Annotated in this window: 17 protein-coding genes and 2 tRNA genes; 14 read left to right on the top strand and 5 right to left on the bottom strand. The window is 37.4% G+C overall.

The annotated features are described in order from the left end of the window. Nucleotides 1-161 precede the first annotated feature (161 nt). The 6 genes from H3U82_RS00685 (at nt 162) to H3U82_RS00660 (ending at nt 5682) form a co-directional block, all read left to right on the top strand. Nucleotides 162-1154 carry an MDR family oxidoreductase gene (locus H3U82_RS00685; protein ID WP_198208734.1) on the top strand — a complete coding sequence of 331 codons (993 nt, stop codon included), beginning with the start codon at nt 162-164 and terminating at the stop codon, nt 1152-1154. Between the two features lie 158 nt (nt 1155-1312). After that, a complete protein-coding gene (locus tag H3U82_RS00680) occupies nt 1313-1918 on the top strand; it encodes a nucleoside triphosphate pyrophosphatase (protein ID WP_198208733.1) in 606 nt (201 codons plus the stop codon). A 34-nt stretch (nt 1919-1952) separates the two neighbouring features. Next, nucleotides 1953-2195: a hypothetical protein gene (locus tag H3U82_RS00675; protein WP_084553790.1), complete on the top strand. Its 243-nt coding sequence runs from the start codon at nt 1953-1955 to the stop codon at nt 2193-2195. A gap of 209 nt (nt 2196-2404) precedes the next feature. Next, nucleotides 2405-3028, top strand: coding sequence for a LexA family transcriptional regulator (locus tag H3U82_RS00670; protein WP_198208732.1), 624 nt, complete (start codon nt 2405-2407; stop codon nt 3026-3028). 10 nt (nt 3029-3038) lie between these two features. Continuing rightward, nucleotides 3039-4436, top strand: coding sequence for a 3'-5' exonuclease family protein (locus tag H3U82_RS00665; protein WP_198208731.1), 1398 nt, complete (start codon nt 3039-3041; stop codon nt 4434-4436). Then, nucleotides 4420-5682, top strand: coding sequence for a Y-family DNA polymerase (locus H3U82_RS00660; RefSeq protein WP_198208730.1), 1263 nt, complete (start codon nt 4420-4422; stop codon nt 5680-5682). The genes H3U82_RS00665 and H3U82_RS00660 overlap by 17 nt, the downstream gene beginning before the upstream one ends. A gap of 211 nt (nt 5683-5893) precedes the next feature. Here the strand turns inward: H3U82_RS00660 and H3U82_RS00655 are convergent, their stop codons facing one another. The 3 genes from H3U82_RS00655 to H3U82_RS00645 are packed head-to-tail and all read right to left on the bottom strand — an operon-like array spanning nt 5894 to nt 11926. Beyond that, nucleotides 5894-9220 (bottom strand): DEAD/DEAH box helicase family protein, encoded by a 3327-nt coding sequence (locus tag H3U82_RS00655; protein ID WP_110414538.1) that lies wholly within the window; start codon nt 9218-9220, stop codon nt 5894-5896. A gap of 28 nt (nt 9221-9248) precedes the next feature. After that, complete coding sequence (locus H3U82_RS00650; protein ID WP_110414539.1) at nt 9249-10430, bottom strand: restriction endonuclease subunit S; 1182 nt, start codon at nt 10428-10430, stop codon at nt 9249-9251. Further along, entirely contained in the window at nt 10427-11926 is a 1500-nt protein-coding gene (locus tag H3U82_RS00645; RefSeq protein WP_110414540.1) for a class I SAM-dependent DNA methyltransferase, read from the bottom strand. Before H3U82_RS00645 ends, H3U82_RS00650 begins: the two co-directional genes overlap by 4 nt. Nucleotides 11927-12817: 891 nt before the next feature. Between H3U82_RS00645 and H3U82_RS00640 the strand changes: the two genes are divergently transcribed. The 5 genes from H3U82_RS00640 (at nt 12818) to H3U82_RS00620 (ending at nt 20940) form a co-directional block, all read left to right on the top strand. Then, a complete protein-coding gene (locus tag H3U82_RS00640) occupies nt 12818-13363 on the top strand; it encodes a cysteine hydrolase family protein (RefSeq protein ID WP_100125772.1) in 546 nt (181 codons plus the stop codon). 602 nt (nt 13364-13965) lie between these two features. Next, nucleotides 13966-15417, top strand: a complete 1452-nt coding sequence (locus tag H3U82_RS00635) for a DUF3375 domain-containing protein (RefSeq protein WP_110414541.1) — start codon at nt 13966-13968, stop codon at nt 15415-15417. Beyond that, complete coding sequence (locus H3U82_RS00630; protein WP_198208729.1) at nt 15414-16208, top strand: DUF4194 domain-containing protein; 795 nt, start codon at nt 15414-15416, stop codon at nt 16206-16208. Before H3U82_RS00635 ends, H3U82_RS00630 begins: the two co-directional genes overlap by 4 nt. After that, nucleotides 16201-19584, top strand: a complete 3384-nt coding sequence (locus tag H3U82_RS00625) for an ATP-binding protein (RefSeq protein WP_110414543.1) — start codon at nt 16201-16203, stop codon at nt 19582-19584. The genes H3U82_RS00630 and H3U82_RS00625 overlap by 8 nt, the downstream gene beginning before the upstream one ends. A 153-nt stretch (nt 19585-19737) precedes the next feature. Then, nucleotides 19738-20940: a DUF3322 domain-containing protein gene (locus H3U82_RS00620; RefSeq protein ID WP_078474210.1), complete on the top strand. Its 1203-nt coding sequence runs from the start codon at nt 19738-19740 to the stop codon at nt 20938-20940. Nucleotides 20941-21137: 197 nt separating this feature from the next. On the opposite strand, the gene H3U82_RS00615 is transcribed toward H3U82_RS00620, so the two are convergent. Then, nucleotides 21138-21213, bottom strand: a tRNA-Lys gene (locus H3U82_RS00615). A gap of 2 nt (nt 21214-21215) precedes the next feature. Continuing rightward, nucleotides 21216-21291, bottom strand: a tRNA-Asn gene (locus tag H3U82_RS00610). A 674-nt stretch (nt 21292-21965) separates the two neighbouring features. Between H3U82_RS00610 and atoD the strand changes: the two genes are divergently transcribed. The 3 genes from atoD to H3U82_RS00595 are packed head-to-tail and all read left to right on the top strand — an operon-like array spanning nt 21966 to nt 24643. Next, nucleotides 21966-22622 carry an acetate CoA-transferase subunit alpha gene (gene atoD / locus H3U82_RS00605; RefSeq protein WP_025331310.1) on the top strand — a complete coding sequence of 219 codons (657 nt, stop codon included), beginning with the start codon at nt 21966-21968 and terminating at the stop codon, nt 22620-22622. Between the two features lie 12 nt (nt 22623-22634). Further along, entirely contained in the window at nt 22635-23291 is a 657-nt protein-coding gene (locus H3U82_RS00600; RefSeq protein ID WP_025331311.1) for a 3-oxoacid CoA-transferase subunit B, read from the top strand. A 5-nt stretch (nt 23292-23296) separates the two neighbouring features. Further along, entirely contained in the window at nt 23297-24643 is a 1347-nt protein-coding gene (locus H3U82_RS00595; protein ID WP_025331312.1) for a TIGR00366 family protein, read from the top strand. Nucleotides 24644-24660 lie beyond the last annotated feature (17 nt).

The following is a 24660-nucleotide window of genomic DNA, read 5'->3' as shown; positions in this document are numbered from 1 at the left end:
TATCTGTTGCCAGCCATAATTAATAACACTCTACTTAACTGAAATTTAATCAAAATCCCTTATATACTCGGATAGATTCGGCAATAATTACTTACAACTAGACAACCGGTCTATAATAAAAACAGACCATTCGTCTAGTTAACTGCAACAGGAATATCATCATGCTATCCAAAGCCATACTCTTAGAAAAAAATCAGACTGAATTTTTCTGCAACATCCACAATATTAGTGAAGACACCCTGATGCAACAATCAGGTGATACCCTGATTGAGGTGCAGTATTCAAGTTTGAATTATAAAGATGCTCTGGCTATTACCAACAGCGGACCTGTGGTACGGCAATGGCCGATGATTCCCGGTATAGATGGTGTCGGAACCGTTATTAGCACCAGCAGTAAGCATTTCAAAGCCGGAGATAAAGTGATTTTAAATGGCTGGGGCTGTGGAGAAACCCACTGGGGCTGCATGAGCCAGCGTGCTTTTCTCAATGCAGACTGGCTTATCCCCCTACCCGCAGGCATAACTGCCCGACAGTCCATGATTATCGGAACCGCCGGATATACAGCAGCCTTGTGTGTACAACGTATAATCGAGCATGGCATTACCCCAAAACAGGGTAATATTCTGGTTACCGGAGCCACCGGCGGTGTCGGATCAGTGGCGATTATGTTACTCACCCGACTGGGCTATACCATTACCGCAGCTACCAGCAAAATCAACGATACAGATTATCTGCAGCAACTAGGTGTGCAGCATATTATCGACAGCAAAACCTTGTCTGATACAGGCAAACCATTACAAAAGGAACAATGGTCGGCAGCCATTGACGTGCTTGGTTCTCATAGCCTGGCTAATATCTGCGCACAAATCCGGTATGGTGGCATTGTTACCGCCTGTGGACTGGCGCAGGGTATGGATTTTCCGGCCACAGTTGCACCATTTATTTTGCGAGGTATCACTCTGGCAGGTATTGATAGCGTCATGGCATCACGGGCAAAACGTATTGCAGCTTGGGATTTTCTTGCCAGACATCTGGACATTCAGCAATTAGAAAATATCGCGCATACCATATCGCTGAATCAGTGTCGCGACATTGCAGAAGATATCATTAGTGGTAAAATCCGAGGACGATTTATTGTCGACGTAAACCATTAAACCGATAATAGTAAACCTAATCTGCTGCCGGATATGACTTGCAGCTAACAAATATCCGGCATAATCTTTTATTATATCGTTAACAAGCAACATGCTAACTTAAAGCAATACTAAAATAACCATAGTCAATTTCAACCATACATAATCATCCTGTATCAATGAATCCGCTAACCGTCTATCTTGCATCAGGCAGCCCGCGCCGGCATGAAATCCTCATTAATCTTGGCTACCATGTATTGCGGCTAAATGCAGAGATCGATGAAACCCCCTATCCGAATGAAAACGCCACAGATTATGTCCGGCGCATGGCAAGCATGAAAAACCGTGCAGCACTCAATGCCTGGCAGCAAAGCAAACAACAGCCACCAGAGTTTCCCCTTATCAGCGCCGATACCACCGTCAGCCTGAATAACCTGATTCTCGGTAAACCGGAAAATATCAACGATGCAACTCGTATGCTTAAACTGCTGTCAGGACAACAACATCATGTCCATACAGCAGTCTGCATCTATTGGCAAAATCAAACCTTTCAGACCCTGCAAACCAGTACAGTCAGTTTTGCCGCCTTAAATGATGAACAGATTGCCGCTTATATTGCCACCGGTGAGCCATTGGATAAAGCCGGGGCTTACGGTATTCAAGGGCTGGGCGGAATGCTGGTCGAGCATATCAGCGGCAGCTTCACCGGCATCATGGGTTTGCCTGTATACGAAACTACTCAGCTGCTCACCCAATGTGGCTGTACACCACTTACCCGATCATAATAAGCAGAATTAAATCAGCATCCGTACAACTATCATGAAAATTTCTCTTCCACTATTCACTCTTACACTTATCTGCCTGACAGCCTGTTCACATAATGAGAGCACACACAGCGTCAGTGAAGCCGCAGCTATCACCGCTTCGGATATCCAAAGTACCCATCTGGAAACCACCACTACCCTGGACCGGATTGCGGATGAAATAAACTCAGCCAGTAACGCTTCAGGCTCAAACAGCCACCCGGCCCGTCCTGCCTCCCTGCCTGCACAACATCAGTAAACTTATTGTCTGCCATCCCGGCTTATCTGCATTCGATAGCATCAATACAAACCAATTCAAAACTATAAAATAAGTTAGCTTTGATTAGTATGGGTAATATCGGACAGCATAACAGATAAAAAACAAACCATTACCAGCCATCCGCAGCAGGCATAATTGACGCAGAAAAATCAAAAATCTACCATTCTTGATTAAATAACTTAATCAAGATGAGCACAATTGTGGTTGATACAGCAGCAAAACACAATCAGCATGGCGGCGTAAGAGCCGGCGCCGGACGCAAAGCCAGAATTGCCGGACCCAAAATAGTCAAACGCATTCCCGTCAGCCTGATACCGGCAGTAGAACACCTGATGAATCAGCTGGCTGTTACCCCGCTGCGACCGGCACAGCATTTGCCTGCTGACTGCTGGAAAATAGCCGACAACCTCACGCGGCTCAACATTCCCTTAGCTACCGAAACCATTCCCGCCGGCTTTCCCAGCCCGGCAGAACCCTATATCAGCGATTATCTGGATTTCAACCAGTATCTGATAAAAAATCAGGCTGCCACCATTGCCGTACGCTGCGGTGGTGATTCTATGCAGGATGCCGGCATCAGCCGCAACGATTTGCTTATCATCGACCGCTCCCTCACACCCAAACACCGTGATATCGTCATGGCCGATTTAGGTAATGAATTTACCATCAAACGACTGCACAAACTGGATAACAGCCGCATCGAACTACACTCCGAAAACAGCAGCCAGTCTTATCCCAATTTCAGCTTAAAAGAAGGCGACACCCTTGCCATCGTCGGCGTCGTAACCTACGTTATCAAACATATCCGCTAACCCAGAAACCATGTTTTCAGATCAGCAACTTGCCTTTGTCGATATCGAAACTACCGGCGGACGCACCACCAGCGACCGTATTACCGAAATCGCAGTTATTTACACAGAAGCCGGACAGCAGCAGCCACAAGCTTTTCATACTCTGCTTAATCCCGATACCAGCATTCCGCTTTTTATTCAGTCTCTTACCGGTATCAGCAATAAAATGGTAGAAAAAGCACCTTATTTCGATAATGAAATTGCCGACCGGCTGGCAGCCATCTTCAAAGAGCGAATCTTTATAGCGCACAATGTACGTTTTGATTACGGCTTCATCAAAGCGGCTTTCAAACGTCTGGGCAGAACATTCAACCCGCAGCAACTGTGCACCGTTAAACTGTCGCGTCTGCTTTATCCCGAACACAAACATCACGGACTGGACAAAATTATTGCCCGCCATAACATCGACATGCAAAACCGTCATCGAGCCTTTGCCGATGCCCGGGCTATCTACGACTTCTGGCAGCAGCTCAGACACAACTTTCCCGCAGACATCCTGCATCAGGCCTGTAAAACCATCATGCAGCGCCCCAGCCTGCCCGCTCACCTGCACAGCGATGTTCTGGATAACATCAGCGACGATTACGGCGTGTACCTTATTTATGGTGACAACGACATTCCTCTGTATATTGGCAAAAGCAAGCAAGTTAAAACCCGCCTGATGAGCCATTTCAGTCAAGATGTACACAACAGCAAAGAAATGAGCCTGTCACAGCAAGCCAGAAAAATCGACATTATCCCCTGTAGCGGCGAACTGGACGCCTTGCTCACCGAATCAGCTCAGATTAAGCAGCGTCAGCCCATTCTCAACCGCCGCCTACGCCGTCAGAAAGACCTGTTCAGCTTCCGGCTGAATACCAATACTAACGGATACAATACCCTGAGCATTGTACCCATGCGCCACGTTCAGCTTAACCGCGAACAGCACTATTACGGCCTGTTTCACAGCAAAAGCGATGCACAGAAAAGCATTAAAAACATCATCAGCAACACCGATCTGTGTCTGCAAACTCTGGGGATCGAAAAAGGTAGCAATAACCGCCCCTGCTTCCGCTATCAGCTGCATCAGTGCAGTGGTGCCTGCATCAACAAAATTACCGCCGACATACATAACCTCAAACTTGCACTGGCCTTACAGAAAATTAAACTGGCTGCATGGCCGTTTAGTGGTTACGCCTATATAAAAGAACAGCACAAATACCACATCTTTCACCACTGGATTTATCTGGGCAGTGCCGGCAATACCGACGAACTGCAAACCTTGCTCAATCAGCCGCAAGGACAGCTTGATCGCGATATCTATCAAATCATCCGTCAGCATAAACATCTGCTGCAAGCCCTGAATCCTGCCCATGTTTGCCCTGATTGACGGCAATAACTTCTATTGCTCCTGTGAAAGAGCCTATCGCCCCGAAATCAGGCAGCAACCCGTTATCGTACTGAGCAATAACGATGGCTGCGTCATTTCCCGCTCCAATGAAGCCAAAGACATGGGCATCAGAATGGGCGTACCTTACTTTCAGATTCAGCACCTCGTGCGGCAAGGCAAACTAATCGTCTTCTCGTCCAACTACGAGCTGTATGCCGACCTGTCGCGACGCATGATGAGCACCATCGCCTCACTGGTACCGGCCATTGAAATCTACTCAATCGACGAATGCTTTGCCAGCCTGCACGGTCTGAACAACCTGCATCAGCTCGGCCACAATATCCGCTCCCGTATCCAGCAGTGGGTAGGTATACCGACATGTGTCGGCATTGCCCCTACCCGTACACTAGCTAAATTTTGTAACCATCTGGCCAAACGCCACCGCCATCACTTCAATGGCGTTGTTGTCTGGACAGACTGGAATCAGAATATCAGACAACGAGCCCTTGCCAGCGAGCCGGTTACCGAAATCTGGGGGATCGGCCGCAGAACCGGCCACAAACTCGCCGCCCAAGGCATTCACACCGCTCTGGATTTCATCAATGCCCATACCCCAACCTTAAGAAAACAATTTGGTGTTGTACTCGAACGTACCCAGCGGGAAATGCAGGGAATTCCCTGTAGCGAACTCATCACAGAAGAAGCCGGTCGCCAGAATATCGTCCGTAGCCGCAGCTTCGGCAACATAGTTACCAATCTTGACGGTTTACAGGCGGCCATCAGCCATCACATTACCGCCGGAGCAGCCAAACTGCGCGAACAAAACAGTCAGGCACATATCATTGGTGTATTTATCTACACCAACTGCTTTCGCCACGACCTGCCACAATACAACGGCTACCGGATTACCAAACTGCCTCAGGCCAGTAACGACACACTCACCCTCAACCACATTGCCCGGCACCTGTTAAACAGCATCTACCGTTCCGGCTACGAATATAAAAAATGTGGAATTGAACTGAGTGGCATCGAACCAGAGCACACATTCCGACAGTTAGATTTACTCTGTCACAGCCAGCACAATCACCGCCCTGAACTAATGAGAGCATGGGACAACATCATCAGCCGCTACGGCCGCAGCAGCATCCGGCTTGGCAGCGAACTGCAATCCGGCGACTGGCTCATGACCAGAACTAATTTAAGCAACTGTATTACAACCAAATTTACAGAAATATTAACTATCTGAATACCTTGCACAGACTATCCATAACCAAGATCGTTTTTAGAGAATAGGTTTTCAGTGCAGGTTAGGATTTATAGGTGGTTAAATCAGTTAACAATGTCATATTCGATACCTCGTTATTTTTGTCAGAATGAAAGATACATTATATCGAGACGGAAAAAACTAATTCACTATTACAAAGTTTATTTTTAGGTAGTTCTATTTGTATCTTATACTAACTCGCAACAATAGCTGAGTGTAAGGTATTAACATATTTTGAAATAAAGGCTACATTATCGCCAAACACTTCCTGCCAGTCATAGCTGTCAAAAGGTGACTCATTGATCAATATATCAGTAGTGATATCACCATTTTCATTCACATAATTTATAATGGTTTTTAAATACTCTTGCTGTTGTGAATTAAGCTGATTATCGGATAAAAACTGACTAAAACGTTTTTCAGCGGCTTGTTTATCCAAACCAACAATAGAACGTATAAAGGCAGCTACATTACCGCCCGCTAGAGTATTAAAAGTAAATTTATTATATTCCTCTCTTGTTCCAAGTTCGTTCCATAATACTTTTTCAAGTTCAACAGTATCAGCACGAGTAATAGGCTCAAGATTACGTATTTTTTGAATAACGGGATTCCAGGAGTTTTCAATTAAATAATCGATAACACGTTGTTTGTAAGTTTTCACAGAAAATAAGCTTTCTGTTTCACCTATATATTCAATAAAGTCTTCAATATCTACATTAAATGTTTGACCATTAGCATCGTCCTTTAAATGCTTTATTAAATCACGCAACTCAACACGCACATGTTCAAGTTTATCCAGTTCTAGTGTTTGCCAGAAACTATCCGTTAATACCTCTTTAATAATTGCGATTTTCTCTTTTATCTCTTTAATAGTACCTTTCTCATAGAGTGCCTGTACTAAATCGATGACACTCTTTTGGCTTTTACTTGCCTTTTTAGACTTATTCAATAAACTCAATTGAATATTAAATAGTAATAAATCAAATTTCTTGGCACTTTCATCTTCTTGGGTAGGGCTTAATATAGGAGCAATATAGGTTTTTAACTCATTGAGGTCTAACAGAGAAAGATACTGCCAGCTATCAGCTAACCTAAACTTATCAACATATAAACGGTTTTTTCTTACATTAATATGATTTGGATTAAGTGTTTCAATCTGCCCTTTCAATTCCGTTTTTAATGCATCATGCAATTGCCTTGCATATTCATCCTCTTGATATTTAGTGGATTGCAACTCAAAAGCAATTTCGGATTTTAAGCAAAAAATTCTATCTGTCAGCGATTGCGTGGCTTTTGCATCAGCACCCTGTGGATTAAGGCTAAAAAACTCAAAGTTTTGGCAATAATCAAAGATATAAAACTCTTCTTTATCTGCACCTGTGCCGAAGATATCAGGGGATAGCCGAGTGCCGCGGCCAATCATCTGCATAAATTTAATCTTGGATTTTACTTCTTTAAAAAAGACTAAATTCAATAAATCAGGAATATCAACACCTGTATCCAGCATATCCACAGATATAGCTATCTGTGGGTCTTTATCTCTCACTTCGAAACGTTCAATCAGGTTCTGTGCATAATTAACCGAATAATCAATTAATACACAAAACTCAGCACCGTATTGCGGGTACAATTTTTCAAAGCGTTCAACGATTTGTTTGGCATGTTTGTGGTTGTAGGCAAAGATTATGGTTTTACCAATACGCTCACCGCTTTGTACCTTTAAGCCATTACTCATTAAATCTTGCAATACTTTATCAATAGTATTGTCATTAAAGATATAGTTAAACATTTCTCTATTAGCAATATCACGTTTATAGTCTTCATCTTCTATATCGTGAATAGTAGTTTCGTATTCCCATACTTTTTCTAGCTGATCTTTTTCGTCTTGGCTTAAGTCATCATACTTTATACCTTGTCGCAAATGCTGAGAATGCCTTTTAAAGCCCTTATAAGGAACAAGATATTTATCAGCAATGGCCTCTTCTAATTCATAACTAAAATTGGGAATGCCTTGCTCAGCCTCAAACACTTGATAGGTACTGCGATCTATATCTTCCCTGGGGGTAGCGGTTAAACCTAACAATAACGAATCAAAATAATCAAAGATAGCACCAAAGCGTCCAAAAATAGAACGATGTGCCTCATCAACAATTATTAAATCAAATCGCCCAATAGATAACGCTTTAGCATCACTATCTATATGCTTAATCATCGTATGGTAGGTAGAAAACATAATACGTGCATTAAGGTCGCGTTTTTTATTAGTATGGTCAGATAAAATGCAAGTAGTTACAGAGGGCAAAAGCTTAGTAAAGTTTTTATGTGCTTGTTTAACAAGTGCAGTACGGTCAGCTAAGAAAAGCACATTTTTAATCCAGTTATTACGATATAGCAACTCAATCAGCGAAATAGCTACCCGCGTTTTGCCTGTCCCGGTAGCCATAACTAATAAAGCGCGGCGATGCTTTTTATTAAAATGCTCACATACCACAGTAATCGCCTGTTTTTGGTAAGCTCTATTGGTAATTTCATTTTTGATTGTCAGATCAGTTATATCCTTACGTTTTTTACGCTGAATAAGTAGTTCTAACTCATCAATAGTGTGAAAACCAAACACTAATCTTGAGGGATAACCTAAACCGTCTATCAGATGGGTTTCATAACCATTGCTACAATAAATAACAGGGCGCTCACCATATCTTTTTTCTAAACAATCTGCATAAAGCGTAGCTTGATGCTTACCTACAGACACGCTCTTACTGGTCTTTTTGGCTTCAATTAAGGCTAAAGGAACACCATTACGACCAAATAACACATAATCTACATGGCCTTCGCCTGAATTACTTGGCATACCTTCTACAAAAATTTCAATACAGGCTTTACTAGGCGTTATAATATTTTTCTTTGCTAAAACTTCCCAACCCGCTTCACGCAATTGTTGGTCAATATAGAAACTGCGTGTTTCCGCTTCGGTAAAATATTGGGGATTCTTAGCATTAAGCGTACCGTATTCTTGTATTTGTTCACGGTATTTATGAATAACCTTTTTTTTGGGTTCTACAAAGGTTGCCGATGCTTTACTAATACTGCCTTTATTTTCTGTAAGGAGTGTTTTATCAAAAGTCGCCACATCAGTAACTTCACCGAGTTTTACTAATACAGCGCTGACAAAACTATGCAGATTTAATAAAGAAAATAATGACTCTTTCGCCGTAACCTTTTCTAAATGGGCAGCATTATTACCCGCTCGGCGAATATAATGCAAAGCAACCATTAACTCATTATCATTAATAAAACGACGAAAATCTTCATTATCCACTAATTCAAATAGGCTACTACGTTTAGGGATTACCCAATTATGTAGGATATAGATGATTTTAACAGTATATTCTAAGGCAAACCTTGCATTAAGCGCTGATTGCTTTGGGTCGCTTTTTTGATTTACTTCAGCTTCATGACAGTAGTTATATAACTCTGCAAAATCAGATAATGTACTCAGAAAATCAAAGTTACGTTTCATAATTAGGGCACCTACCTAACGAATGTAGTTAATTAAAATATTTATCCATCGTATAGTCAAATAAAAGTTGCACATCAGTAATTGATTGATTAATCAATGATTTTTTTTGCTCTATAGCTTTTATTTTTTCGGCAAATTGGTTTTGAAGTGATATAGGAGGAAGCCCTAAAGTTATATCTTTTATAAACTTAACAGATCCTATATTTTGAATTCCACTCCCTTTCTTTTCAACATTTATTATTAATTGCTTCATTAGAAAAAGAAAAAAAATGCTTATAATCTTATTTTCTAAAAGAGTAAACTTTAATAATGCTTGATTAATAATTCCTCTTTCCGCATTTGCAGGAATTTCAAAAAATTCTCCAATAGTTCCTGAACAACTCATAATAATATCTTTAGGCAGTACAGTAAATCTCTTAAGGCTTTTATATAAGAGTTCATCTATATAATATTGTCCAATAAAAGCATCCTTTTGTATTGCATGCTTTTGTTCATATACTTTATATGTAAATTCGGATTTTTGTACAAAAAAATCCTTTTTTAAAGTACTTCCAAAAGGGCCTCTTACAATAGATGAACAAATATTCTCTAATTTTTCAGTTTCCCAATATTTTTCATTTTTTAAAGGATCACCAAACATATCATAAAAAGTAGCTTGAACAAGTTTATCCAGTTCTGCAAGCTGTTCTTTCTTTTTGGTAATAATATCGCTTAGTGTATCTAGTTCTTTTACTATTTGTTCTTGGATAGGAAGAGGAGGAGTAGGAATAATAAAATTTTTTAACCATCCAGTATTCAAATTTTTTATTGCAATTCCTTGAATATTACTTAGAACTTGTGAATAAAATAAATCTGACTTCATCCAATACTTTAAATAATAATTACAAAGGATATTGCTGTCCTTTATTCTCATATATCCTAAACTTACAAATGTACAAAACGAAATATCTGTTTCTATAACATGAGGATATCCTATAGTTCCCACTCGTCCGAATAGTACATCCCCTTTTTGAGGTTTAGCTCCATTTGGGGCTTTTTCAAACTCCTCTTTACTAATAAATTTTGTAGAATTAAAAGATATTTCTCCATTTGTAATATTCTTGACTGATAAAAAAGGAATGCCTGATGTTGTATAAGATGGAGTATGTGTAAATCCAAGACCAATATCTACTAGCTCCTCTATTTTTTGATATGAAAAATCTTCATTCATTCTTTAGTTAACCTTTCATAGTTAGTAATGGCTTGATCTATTTCATTTTGTAGCATTTTAATACGAGCTAATACTATTTCAGGTTTTTCATATTCTACTTTTTCTCGTTCAACTTTTTTATATTTATTAACCGTTAAATCATATCCATTAGCCACTATTTCATCTTTAGGTACAAAAAAAGATTGCTCTTTACGGGTACGGTTAGCTTCATTTTCTAGATTATTATAACGAGCAACAATATCAGGAATATCATTAGCTTCAATTTGACTACGTTTATCATCTAAACTATAGCCATCGGCGCGCATATCATAGAACCAAACCTTATCGGTACCACCTGAATCGGTTTTCGTAAAAATTAGGATGGCTGTAGAAACACCTGAATAGGGTTTAAATACGCCTGATGGCATAGAGATAATAGCTTCAAGTTGCTGGTTATCTACTAACTCTTTACGAATGGCTAAATGCGCTTTACTACCACCAAATAGCACACCATCTGGCACAATAGAAGCACAACGCCCGCCTGATTTTAAAATACGAATAAATAGACTTAAAAAAAGTAGCTCAGTTTTTTTAGTTTTAGCAATAGTTAATAAGCTATTATCTACCACTTCATAATCAAGGCTACCTTTAAAGGGTGGATTAGCTAATACCAGTGAATAAAGATTTTTATCTTGATTATCTTCGGAAAGGGAATCTTGGTAATTAATATTTGGATTATCTACCCCATGCAGCATCATATTCATGGCGCCAATACGTAACATGGTCTGATCAGTATCAAAACCATAGAACATAGTGTTTATATAATGCTCAGCATTTTCTTTTCTGGCTAACTCTTTTTTATAATGCTCGCTAATATACGCAGCTGACTCAACAATGAAGCCTGCTGAACCCATAGCAGGATCACAAATATTATCCTCAATAGTGGGCTTCATTAGCTGTACCATCATACGAATAATATGACGAGGAGTCCGAAATTGGCCATTAGTACCACTAGCTGCCATTTTCCCTAAAATATATTCATAGACATCGCCCATAGTATCTTTATCATTCATGTCGAGGTTATCGATACCATCTACAATTTTGGATAAAGTCCGTTCGTTAGGGATCATAAAAATGGCATTAGCCATATAGCGACTAAAAGCGCTATCTTTACCTGTACCTAGAGTTTTGATAAACACAAATACATCATTGCGAACGATATTAAACATATTTGTGGCATTAAAATTTTTGAATTTGTGCCAACGTAAATCTTCATAGGGAAGCGTTTGTTCTGTCTCTGGGTTTTGCCAGGATTCACCATCTTTAAAAATAGGGGCTTTAATCGTGCCACCTAGTGCCTGAGCATTTGCTTCTCTTTTGAGCTGGCTGTCATCCAGCATTTTTATGAAAAATAGATAAGTCATTTGTTCCAATACAGCAATAGAGCTAGTTAACCCTGCACTCCAAAACGTATCCCAAATACTATCAATTTGACTCTTATGGTCGCCTGTAATCATCTATATACCAATTAATATATTATTTATCTTTCATTCTAGAAGAAAAAAATCAATTAACTAAAGAGTTAATTGTTAATCTCTTACTTCAATAGTTTTTATTACTATTTTTTATGCTAAGATATTGATTTAACCTATTAAAAATAATCACATTTTATATTAAACTACAATAGCTTTTATATATCTTCTCCTGCCATTCTCAGGCACCAAAGCCATATAAGTAAGAGCTATACTTCTTTTTCAGTATAACTTTATTTGATGTAGTATTGAATCATATCCTGAACCACAGCATATCTCAAATCATGAAAAGCCTTACAAGATAAGGCGTTTAGGCAAATTATTGAAAGACCGTCTATCTTAATAGACATAGACACTGAAATTTTTTTGTGAATTTTTTAAAGTTTAACTGACAGTGTTTTGAAACGAAGAATCACTCTCTATTAATACATCTCCAAATCTAACTCAGATTTAATTCTGAGTTAGATTTGGAGAGAGGATGAACTAAACGTAAATGCAATAGAAAACATCAAAATGCCTAGGCAAGTATAAACAAAACTACGTATCAGTTTGTATATACAGATAAGTACAAGATGTACTTATTAAAAAAATGATTTACTTTAAATTTGTACTTCAATTAAGTATTTTTAGATAGTTTTCAATTATTTTATATCGATTATATAAACATATAATCATTTGTTTTTTTATGTTATTTAAGACAATTCAGGATGTCTATAGATTAAACATTGGAGCGGACACGAGATTCGAACTCGCGAATTCAACCTTGAATAAAAAATAAAATTATACAAACACCAATAGACACAATAAAATAAAATCAGTTTAACTTATGATTTATAATTCACAGAGCTCAGACAACAACAATTTGATGAATGACATATGAAAGCACTTATTTCAATCGACTATACCAACGACTTTATTGCCACAGACGGAGCATTGACAACCGGTCAGGCTGGACAAGCCATAGAAAATGAAATGGTAAATTTGACTAAAACGTTTATTGAGCAGAAAGATTTTGTCGTATTTGCTATTGATGCGCACGAGCCTGATGATAAATACCATCCAGAAAATAAATTATTTCCACCGCATAATATCATAGGTACCAACGGCCAAAATCTCTTCGGTTCATTGAAACAGCTCTACACAGCCAATCAAACCAATCCGCAAGTTTACTGGATGAACAAACGCCACTACTCTGCATTCAGCGGAACAGACCTGGATTTACGCCTGCGTGAAAGAAATATTACCGAAATACATTTAACCGGCGTATGTACTGATATCTGCGTATTACATACAGCAGTTGATGCATATAACCTTAATTATCAAATTGTCGTTCATCAGCATGCTGTTGCCAGCTTTGACCCGGTAGGACATTCATGGGCATTAAAGCACTTTCAGAATACTTTAGGAGCTACCATAATCTGATTATTTACAAACAATATAACAGGGCAATTAAACAACTCATTTTCAATTTTGACTGATTATTTTCCCAGTAAAAACTACATACCTATTTAAAAATATAGCTTTTAGCTATAACCACCCTACTTTCGTTTATTCTGTACTGAAATCACAAAATATACAAAAATAAATGATTAATTAATACAGGTGAAACTTTCTACTCATCACAGTAAAATATCAGAAATCTACTACATAAATAAAACCACTTGAGCAAAACTCTTTACATAGAACCATTCAGAGAAGAATTCTATAATGATATATAGTAATAACAACTCTAATTATCCGTAAAAATTAAAATCATAACAATATCGATATAATAAATAACAAATCAATAATTGGTAAATAAGCCCATAATATAATTTAATGCTTAAATTAGTAATTAAAATAAAAATTAATATATAAAATAAATTCTTTATTAAAAATTATATTTACTTTAACAATCATTCCTGAATTCGTTGTAAAAAAGTAGATAATCACCTAAATAATCAGTTTTAGATATTCTAAATATATGCTTTATACTTAAAATAAAGTTAATATTTAGATTTCCATTAGAGTAGAAAAACTAGGTAATGAACTTTTCACATTCACTAGCAAAATATAGGCGACTTTATGAAGAAAACAAGGTCTGGAAATTACTTAGAGCAACTACAGCGCCTCTCATTTTAGCTTTTATTGAGCAAGTATTTTCGTCTGGACAAAACGAAATATCCTATAGTCAGGCTCGCATTTTATTAGATGCAGAGTTGGAAAAAAACCACTGGTATGCCGATACACCAGCAGCTATTTATATTAATCAATGGGTCAAAGATGGCTGGTTACGTGAGATGGACAATAAATTGACCAAAACAGATACATGCGAAATTGCATTACGTTTTTGTCAAAGCTTTGATGAGCGTAACATAAACACCAGTGCTTCACATCTACGTATTGTACAAGAGGCTGTTAGAGAACTGGTTATCGCATTAAACGAAAATCCTGAAGAAAGAATTGCCTTACTTAATCAACGTAAAGCTGAGCTGGAAAAAGAGATTACAATCATACAAACTAGAGGTATCAATACATTATCTGACCAACAACGAAGGGAAAGATTGAGAGAAATCTACCAACTTGCTTCAGTATTAACCAATGATTTTCGCTATGTTGAAGATGAGATTCGCCGTCTGGATCAAGAAATTCGCATCAAAATGATAGAGAAAGATAATAATCGCGGAGAAGTATTGCAAGCAACTATGGATCAAGAAGCTTTACTTGCTCAAAGCGATGCGGGTAGCGCATTTGAAAGTTTTTTTCAGCTGCTTTGTGATTCAAACCGCTCAACCGAATTCAAAGAACAACTAGATATTATTCTTAATCAAATTTCAGACAACTATTTACAACCGCGACAACGAAAATTTCTCAAACGCCTATTACAGGAGCTCACTCAAGAAAGTGAACATATATTTCAAATTCGTCGTCGAACAGAAGAAAATTTGAAAACTTACATAAAAAGTGGTGCAGCACAGGAAAAAAGAACTGTTGATCGACTCATAACACAACTTGAACAATTAGCAGTTAATTTCAGCAAAAATAATATTAACCTTAAACAAGCTACCCACTTAATTTTACCTACTGGTAATATAGAAATTAATTCTCCCGATTCAATATGCTTAAAAGAACCAATCGCTGCTATACAAATAACTGACATCACTGAGCATACAAATTCAGTAGTCCCGAGTGAAACAGTATTAACTTTATTAGATACCATCCAAATTAAAGAAGTGGCTGATTCAATCTATCATAATCTGTGTACCTTTGGACCATTAACTATAGCCGGCCTAGTTGAAAAAAAACCAATTAATTTTGGACTAGAAGAATTAGTAGCCTATTTAAGAATTGCACAACATATTCAAGCAACTGACTTAAATGAAAAAGAGTCTATTATTATTCAAGATAAGCAGGGTATTCAAATCAAAGCTACCCTACCTAAATATTTACTCAGTGCCTCACTTTTTCCCGACAATTTGGAAGAGCTTTCTTTATGAACGAAGAAAAAAATAATAAATCAACATCAGGTGGTGAATTTTTTGATCAATTTTGTGCAAAAATGGTTACTAATGATCCAATTACTCCAACAATTGATGAGTCTATTCAAAACCAAGTAGAAATTGAAACAACACAATCACCATTATTACAATCTGATAATAATCCACAACCAGAGTCCAGCTTACTTCCCAAAGAAGCCAAACATGCTTTAGTAGCCCTGCTCAAAAATGGTGTTATTTTAGCTTCACAAAAATATAATCTTTTTTCTATTATCAGTCATTACCATGTTCAAATTGATTCTTACTTAGCCAATATATATCTAAAATTAATATTAGATCCAACTACAGGAGTAGCTTACGTAGCACAGATGAGTGAGACATTAGAAGAAAATGATGAAATATCACCATTAATTCATAGGCGACAACTGACAGTTCACGACACATTGATATTACTTGTTTTACGTAAATACTTTCAGGACCGAGAAACAGTCGGTGAAAGTAAAATAATTATTAGTTTTGAGCATATTGAAGAACTTTTAAAACCTTTTGCACCCATAACAAATCATTCAACCATCGAAAGGAAAAGCCTTAATGCGGCATTAAACCGCATGAAAGAACGTCATATCCTTGCTAACGTACGTGGCAGTGATGACCGTTATGAAATTACACCTATCATCCGTTATGTTGTGAATGCTAACTTTTTGGAAAACATGCTTTTAGAATATAAAAAACTAAGTGAAAAAGTGCAATCAGATAAAGCAGATACAGTGAAAGAAGAATCAAATGAATAAATCCATAATTGATAATGAGCCATTTAACGATGGTCAAATTCGCTTAAATGAACTTTCTGTATATAACTGGGGATCATTTCATGGTTTGCATACGGCCAAAATTGATCCTATCGGTACATTGGTTACTGGAGATAATGGTTCAGGTAAAACCACATTTATTGATGGATTAATGGCATTACTGCTGCCTGCTGGACGTGCTAGTTTCAACGTTGCTGCAGCTCAAGGAGATAGTAAAGATAGAACATTACTTTCCTATATGCGCGGTAATTTCGGTTCAGCACATGACGGCAGCAAAACAAAAGTAAAAAGCAAGCGAGACCAATCAGTTATTACTGGTCTACGAGCCTGTTACAAGGCTGACAATGGTAATTACATTACACTAGCAGTATTATTTTGGGCTACTCCAACAGCAACATCTTCTGCAGATATTTATCGTCACTATGTTATTGCTAATCGTAATCTTCAACTTAAAGAATTACTAGAAAATTTTAAAGATGGTGAGCGACGTACTCTTAAGCAGTATTTAAGTAATGATGCAACCATTGTTTATTCAAATAACATTTTTGATGACTATCAAGCAATGTATCGTAAACTGCTACATATTGATAATAAAAATGCTCCAGCCCTATTATCCCGAGCTTTGGGTTTGAAAAAAATCGATGATTTAACAGCCCTTATTCGTGAATTAGTACTGGAATCAAGCCAAATTAAAGAAGAAGCTCGTAATGTTGTAAAAGAATTTTCGGCCTTAGAAGCTACTCATAACGAGCTAACTGATGTCAAAAAACAATATATACATTTGGGTCAATTACCTGAACACAATCAAGCTTTTATTAAATATATACAAATATTGAATAAACTTGAACAAGAAAAAAATGGATTAATTCCTTATTTTGGTGAACTAAAAAGTAAATTGTATACAAATAAGCTTCAAGAATTACAACAAAAAATTGATTTTTTACAGCAACAAATTAACGAACAAGAACAAAATAAACTAAATATAAATCAACAGATTGAATCATATCATGCCGCTTATCTAAAAGCTGGCGGCGATAGTATTGAGTCTTTAAAAAGAGAGCTTGTAAAAGCCAAAGAAGACTATAACCGCATAAACCAACAAGCATCAATATATCAACGGGAAACCAAAACATTAGGTCTAAATTCAGAACTGATTCAAATAAATTTTGAAAATAATCAAAAAAAGGCAACAGACAAACTACAAAATCTGAATCAGAATAAAGAAAATGCATTAGTTAATTTTGCTCAAATCCGTGCCCAATTAAACAACTTAATGAGTGAATATCATCAGACCGAAGAACAAATTAACCAAATAAAGTTAAGACCTGATTCTAATATTGCATTCAGATTTCAGCAACTACGCGACGAAATGATCACAGATTTAAATTTAACAATTGAACAATGTCGCTTTATTGGTGAATTAATTAATGTCAAAGAAAGCGAAAATATCTGGCAAGGAGCAATAGAAAGAGCATTAGGTGGACTCAGAACCACAATGATAGTCCCTTATAATGTTTTCTCACAGGTAACACGCTGGTTAAATACTCGTCATACAGGCCTACATGTTAGAGTACAAGTTGTACCAGAATCATTTCAAAAATTAAAGTCACAAATCGAATTTAAACCTGAAGGCTATTTACACAAGTTGATTTGGCGTGATCATCCTTATCGTGACTGGTTAAAGAAACATTTGGAGCGTTTCGATTTAACTTGTGTAGATTCTACTGAACAGTTAGATAAAACCCCTTTTTCCATAACACAGGCTGGTTTAGTTCATCTGGAAAAAGGTCGTTTTGAAAAAAAAGACCAAAATAAAATCAATGATAAAAAATCTTGGCAACTTGGATTTTCTAATAAAGCCCGATTAGCAATATTAGAACAGGAGTTGTCTTCTTTAACAGAAGATATTGCAAAACAAAATACGCTTACTCAGAAAAAGCGTAATGATTTGCAAACTATTGAACAGGAAATAGAACTATGGAAAAATTTACAAAAATATAGCTGGGAAAGTATCAATTTACCGCGGTGTATAGCTGAAGTTGATAGCATCCAAAAAAAACTGACAGAGTTACAAAATGGTGACGACTTAGAACAAGCTGAATCACGGTGGAAAGAGGCCAAAAACGCTTATGAAAATTTACAAGATGAAATTAAAAAGTTATACAAAGAACAAGGTAGTCACAATACTCAAAAAGACAATTTAAACGTATTGCTTCAGCAGGCACAAAAAGATTCAGATCAAGGAATTGAACACGATATAAGATTAATGTTAAATCATCGTATTGGACAATACAAAGATGATACTTTGCCATTAGTAATAGAGCAACAAGATTTTTATTACAAACAAATTGACGAATCCCTGAAAAAAACAAATCAAAAAAAAGAAAATATAGGAAAAGAGATAGTTAAAATCATGTCTTCTTTCCAACAACAATGGCCTATTATTGCTAATGATTGGATTCCAGACATTTCTTATATTGAAGATTATATCAATCACCTATTCAAACTGGAGCAAGAAGGATTGCCTCAGTTACAAGAACGCTTTAAAGAACGTTTAAATAAACATGCAACTGAATCATTAGCAAGAATTCAGCAACAATTAGAGGCTGAAAAAGATGAAATTAGAGAACGTATTCAGGTAATTAATACAGTATTAAAACGTACTGAATTTAGAAAAAACACTTACCTAAAATTAAATACCAAAATTGAACAATATACAAATGTAATAGAATTTTCAAAATTACTTAAAAATGCTCTAAGCTTATTTACTAGTGATGACCACGAACGACGATTTAATATATTAAAAGAGATAGTCTCACAACTGGATAAAGCCAGCAATCTCGCAGCACATACATTAGAAAGCCTACGTCTACTTGACCCTCGTTATCAGATGTCTTTTTTTGCTGAAGAGCTAGATAATCAAACTGGAGCTGTCATAGATGTGCTTGAATCTTCTAGTGGTAAATCAGGCGGTGAAAAAGAATCATTTGCAGGCACTATAGTTGCTGCTAGTCTCGCCTACGCACTTACACCAGATGGATATGATAAACCCGTATATTGCACAGTATTTTTAGACGAAGCATTTTCTAATACAGCTGAGTCAGTTAGTCGGAGGGTGCTGCGCGTATTTAAAGCATTGCATATACACGTTAATTTAATTACACCATATAAAAACCTTAATCTAGCACGTGAAACAGCTCGTTCCCTGCTTATTGCTGAGCGAAACCAACAAACACATGAAAGTAGCTTAAGTGAAGTAACATGGGAAGAAATAGACGCCCAACGTGAATTAATTAAAAACTCTGAAATTATGAAACAAGCCAAATCTCTTGGTATTGAGATCACTTCAACGCAATAATTATGGATTTGATATTATGTATTATAGTGTAATCTAAATATGCATTAAGAAAGTTTCTTTTCTATTCTCTAAATACGCATAAATGTTATTAAATAATCTCAATATGATTATAACAATATTGATTAGAGTGATGTACATAATAATAAACTGCTTATGACAAAATTAAATGAAAATTGGGGCAAACTACCCGATGAGGTTTACAGCCATATTAAAAAGCTAGAATGGGATAAACAAAAGAATCTCAAAGAGCGTTTAATGCATAAACGAAAGTTTCCAATTGAAATATCTCTAGGAACACCAACTGGTGACCAGATACTTGATAATATGATGTATTTTAAAAATTTTATTAATCAATGGAAAGATTTTCCACAACAGCATTGGATAAAGTGGCAAGATAAAAAATACAATACTTTAGGTTTACAACGCATTCCTGTAACTTTAATTCTTAATAATCTGAAAGAACTATTTGAATTTCTAGGACCTGATATTGAAAAAAAAATTGAAAAGCTAAGCAAGATAATTGAACCATTAACGACATACGACCAACGCTTTTATCCAATTTTAATTCAACATTTATCAATAGTTGAACAATTAACTCCTCAGGAATCAATTAACATTACTAGTTTATTACAGCAACTTACTCCAAATATGGGGAAAGGCTTATATTTGCGTTCCTTACCTTTGAAAGGTATTGATACCAAGTTTTTAGAAAATAATAAAATCCTGGTGAGTGCTTTACTTGATGTTCTCTATAACAATGCAATTACACAAGCTGGTAATTTATTGAAATGGCTAGGATGTTTAGACAATCCCAAAGGCTGGTTAATAGTTAAGCCATTATGCAAAAAAACACAAGAATCTTTAGCTGGCTTGCCTATCTTACAAATGGATCAGCATACCCTAACCCATTATGAATTACCCGCCAACAACATTTTAGTAGTAGAAAATATTCAATCTGGTTTATCTCTACCAGAATTACCTGATACGATTGCTGTTATTGGTTGCGGTAATAATGTGAATTGGCTTAGTGCACAATGGTTAAAAAATAAAAGAGTAGCGTACTGGGGAGATATTGATAGCTGGGGATTAAAAATATTAAGTCTATCAAAAACCTTATGTCCTCATATTCAAACACTTATGATGGATGAAGAAACATTAAAATTATATAAAAACAATATGGTAACTGAATCAGAATCTTATTCTGATATTCCTGTAAACTTAGACTCATCAGAAAAAGATTTATTTATTGTTTTACAATCCAATAAATACAATGCTAACCGATTAGAACAGGAAAAGTTACCAAATGATTATATCCAAAAAAAATTAAAAGAGTGGAAAAATAATCAAAATTTTTAATTAGCAATTATTAAAATTTAAGCTCTATTATAAAAATAAATATCATAACATTTTAAAATTAAAGCTTTCACCTTCAAACACTCACCTAGATTTTTAAAATATATATTACATTTTCTAATGTAAAAAACCGTACCAAATAATTATTGGTACGGTTTTATCATTATATTTATCAGTTAAAACAGCCTGATAAAGAAATCTGGTGGGTCGTGAGCGATTCGAACGCTCGACCAACGGATTAAAAGTCCGCTGCTCTACCGACTGAGCTAACGACCCTTTGGCTCCCCGACCAGGGCTCGAACCTGGGACCTGCGGATTAACAGTCCGTCGCTCTACCGACTGAGCTATCAGGGAAAGGAAGAGCGCATTATAGGGGTCGATATTAAACTCGTCAAGCCTTTTTAGCCATTTTAAGCCTCAAAAACGGCTTAATAAATACAAATCATTGGTAGTTCTATATATTTAATTGCAGATATGGTTGTATAGCTTAAATTCTATTTGCTTTTATACTCTAATGAACGTATTCAGGTTCTGCGCTTATTAGTTCAGACCAGAAGATTGATAAAATATATTATGGTCTATTCACGCCAAGCAGATACTATATAGTTTTTTCCTTATACAAATTACTTTATCGGAATTTTCCTGAAGAATTTATGATAAAAATAAACTGAAGTATTTTTATCAATATAGAATTATTTATCCAATAAATCATAATATTAATTATTTTCCTAGATTATTCTGATACTTTATTTTCTTGTCTGCTGGTGTAACTAAAATCAATGTAATTTCTTACTTATCATTAATGTCAAATAAATAATAAATCTTTAATCGTGCAATTTTTTTTGCACGCAAGTGCAATTTTCTGCGCCAAGTTTATTTAAAAATCTTTTGTCATATAAAATTTCTATATATAAATCAATATTTTATTATTTTATTTTCCTTATTCCAATCTGGTATACAAATTGCAATAGCAAAGTGGCTTGCTTTTAAGCATAGATGAATTTTTAACGTGTAACAAGGAGCCGTTGATGCAAACAAAATTAATCACTACCGATAAAATCCGGGATTTTCTTAAAGACGGTATGACGATTATGTTTGGCGGTTTTATGGGGTGTGGTACGCCGTCAAAGATTGTTAATGCAATTCTGGAATCGGGTATTAAGGATATAACACTTATCGGAAATGATACAGCTTTTGTAGACACTGGTGTCGGACCGCTGATTAATAATAATCAGGTCAGAAAAGTGATTACTTCCCATATTGGCACCAATCGTGAAACAGGCAGAAGAATGATTGCCGGTGAGATGGAAGTTGAGCTGGTACCGCAGGGTACGCTGGCTGAACGGATTCGCTGCGGCGGTGCCGGACTGGGCGGAGTTTTAACACCTACCGGAGTGGGTACGATTGTTGCTGAAGGCAAGAAAGTTTTATCTGTTAATAATCGTGAGTATTTACTTGAGCTGCCAATCCGTGCTGATTTAGCCATCATTCATGCGCATAAGGCTGATTACAACGGTAATCTGGTCTATCAGTATGCTGCACGTAATTTTAATCCGCTGATTGCTACCGCTGCTGACACGGTGATTGCTCAGGCTGATGAACTGGTAGAAGTCGGCCAGATACATCCTGATGCGGTGATGACACCGGCAGCATTAGTTGATTTTATGGTTAGCACTAACGATTAAGGAATAAAGACAATGGATAAAAAAGAATTAATTGCTCGCCGTGTTGCTCAGGAATTACGTAACGGGGATGTTGTTAATCTGGGGATTGGTTTACCAACTCAGGTGGTGAATTATTTGCCTGAAGGTATCAATATTACGCTGCAATCAGAAAATGGCTTTCTGGGGCTGGGGCCTAAAACAGTTGATGAACCGAATATTGTTAATGCAGGCGGTCAGCCTTGCGGCATTGTTCCCGGTGCGGCGATGTTTGACAGTGCATTTTCTTTTATGCTGATTCGCGGCGGTCATGTCGATGCCTGTGTGCTTGGCGGACTGGAAGTTGACCAGCATGCCAATCTGGCTAACTGGATGGTACCGGGCAAAATGGTGCCGGGTATGGGCGGTGCTATGGATCTGGTTACAGGTGCGAAAAAGGTAATTATTGCCATGGAACACTGTACTAAAACCGGTGAACCGAAAATATTGCCGGAATGCACTTTACCGCTTACTGCGAAAGGTAAAGTCAGCATGGTTATTACTGAACTGGCTGTATTTGAATTTATAAACGGTCAAATGTATCTGATTGAAACCGCTGAGGGTGTGGATGTTGATACTGTAAAAGCGCACACCACGGCAGAGTTTATTGTTGCGGATAATCTGAAAACGATGTCCATTGCTACAGGGGCATAAGTTTTATGATTTCACGTTTATCCAGACATACGACTAATCTGGTCAGTAAATATCTGCCTGACCCGCTGATATTTGCTTTACTGCTTACTTTTATCATTTTTTTCATGGCCTGGGGATTAACTGATTCACAGCCTCTGGGTCTGATAAAAATGTGGGGGGACGGCTTCTGGAATTTGCTGGCCTTTGGTATGCAGATGGCCCTGATTGTGGTTACCGGCCATGCCTTAGCCAGCTCCCCTCCGGTGAAATCTGTTCTGGTATCTATTGCCTCTCTGGCCAAAACTCCTACACAGGCAGCCATGCTGGTTACTTTTGTCGGCTGCATTGCCTGTATTTTAAACTGGGGGTTTGGTCTGGTTGTAGGTGCCATGCTGGCAAAGGAAGTGGCCAGACAGGTTAAGAATGTGGATTATGGCTTACTGATCGCCTGTGCTTATATTGCTTTTATGACATGGGGTGGCGGTTTGTCCGGGTCAATGCCTTTAATGGCGGCAACTCCGGGGAATCCTGTTGCGCACTTTATGATTAGTGACGCTAATCCGCAGGGTATTGTGCCGATTTCTCAGACGATGTTTTCAGCCAGTAATATTTTTATTACTTCTATGCTGATTATCTGTTTACCTCTTCTGGTGCGGTTTATGGTCAGAACTGACGGTAAGGTGAATGTGGTTAATCCGGAGCTGCTGGCACCGGAACCCGATTTTCAGCGTAAGCTTGACCGGAAAACAGCTACCATAGCTGAAAAAATGGAAGAAAGTAAGCTGCTTTCTTTGCTGGTAGGTGCTCTCGGTATCAGTTATCTGCTGATTTACTTCTATCATAATGGTTTTAATATCACTATTAATACCGTTAACCTGATCTTCCTGACTGCCGGTGTTTTGTTACACCGTACACCTATGGCGTACATGCGTGCTGTCTCCAATGCAGCCAGAAGCACAGCCGGTATTATTATTCAGTTTCCGTTTTATGCGGGTATTCAGCTGATGATGGAACATTCCGGTCTGGGTGGTCTTATCACTGAATTTTTCATCAATATTGCCAGTAAGGATACCTTCCCTATCTGGACATTCTTCAGTTCCGGCATTATTAATTTTGCCGTACCGTCAGGTGGCGGCCACTGGGTTATTCAAGGCCCATTCGTGATTCCTGCCGCACAGGCTCTGGGTGCTGATTTAGGTAAATCTACGATGGCAATTGCCTACGGCGAACAATGGATGAATATGCTGCAACCATTCTGGGCATTACCTGCACTGGCTATTGCCGGTCTCGGGGTGCGTGACATTATGGGATATTGTATGACAGCGCTGATATTCACTACGCCGATATTCCTGATTGGCCTGTACTTTTTCTAGTTAAAAAAGGGAGTTTA

The sequence above is a fragment of the Snodgrassella sp. W8132 genome (assembly GCF_016100865.1).
In the GTDB taxonomy this organism is placed as follows: domain Bacteria; phylum Pseudomonadota; class Gammaproteobacteria; order Burkholderiales; family Neisseriaceae; genus Snodgrassella; species Snodgrassella alvi.
This window is presented reverse-complemented; position numbering and strand designations above follow the sequence as displayed.

Coding starts and splice junctions, on each gene's coding strand:
- H3U82_RS00685 (WP_198208734.1), top strand. CDS start 162: ATGCTATCCAAAGCCATACTCTTAGAAAAAAATCAGACTGAATTTTTC.
- H3U82_RS00680 (WP_198208733.1), top strand. CDS start 1,313: ATGAATCCGCTAACCGTCTATCTTGCATCAGGCAGCCCGCGCCGGCAT.
- H3U82_RS00675 (WP_084553790.1), top strand. CDS start 1,953: ATGAAAATTTCTCTTCCACTATTCACTCTTACACTTATCTGCCTGACA.
- H3U82_RS00670 (WP_198208732.1), top strand. CDS start 2,405: ATGAGCACAATTGTGGTTGATACAGCAGCAAAACACAATCAGCATGGC.
- H3U82_RS00665 (WP_198208731.1), top strand. CDS start 3,039: ATGTTTTCAGATCAGCAACTTGCCTTTGTCGATATCGAAACTACCGGC.
- H3U82_RS00660 (WP_198208730.1), top strand. CDS start 4,420: ATGTTTGCCCTGATTGACGGCAATAACTTCTATTGCTCCTGTGAAAGA.
- H3U82_RS00655 (WP_110414538.1), bottom strand. CDS start 9,220: ATGAAACGTAACTTTGATTTTCTGAGTACATTATCTGATTTTGCAGAG.
- H3U82_RS00650 (WP_110414539.1), bottom strand. CDS start 10,430: ATGAATGAAGATTTTTCATATCAAAAAATAGAGGAGCTAGTAGATATT.
- H3U82_RS00645 (WP_110414540.1), bottom strand. CDS start 11,926: ATGATTACAGGCGACCATAAGAGTCAAATTGATAGTATTTGGGATACG.
- H3U82_RS00640 (WP_100125772.1), top strand. CDS start 12,818: ATGAAAGCACTTATTTCAATCGACTATACCAACGACTTTATTGCCACA.
- H3U82_RS00635 (WP_110414541.1), top strand. CDS start 13,966: ATGAACTTTTCACATTCACTAGCAAAATATAGGCGACTTTATGAAGAA.
- H3U82_RS00630 (WP_198208729.1), top strand. CDS start 15,414: ATGAACGAAGAAAAAAATAATAAATCAACATCAGGTGGTGAATTTTTT.
- H3U82_RS00625 (WP_110414543.1), top strand. CDS start 16,201: ATGAATAAATCCATAATTGATAATGAGCCATTTAACGATGGTCAAATT.
- H3U82_RS00620 (WP_078474210.1), top strand. CDS start 19,738: ATGACAAAATTAAATGAAAATTGGGGCAAACTACCCGATGAGGTTTAC.
- atoD (WP_025331310.1), top strand. CDS start 21,966: ATGCAAACAAAATTAATCACTACCGATAAAATCCGGGATTTTCTTAAA.
- H3U82_RS00600 (WP_025331311.1), top strand. CDS start 22,635: ATGGATAAAAAAGAATTAATTGCTCGCCGTGTTGCTCAGGAATTACGT.
- H3U82_RS00595 (WP_025331312.1), top strand. CDS start 23,297: ATGATTTCACGTTTATCCAGACATACGACTAATCTGGTCAGTAAATAT.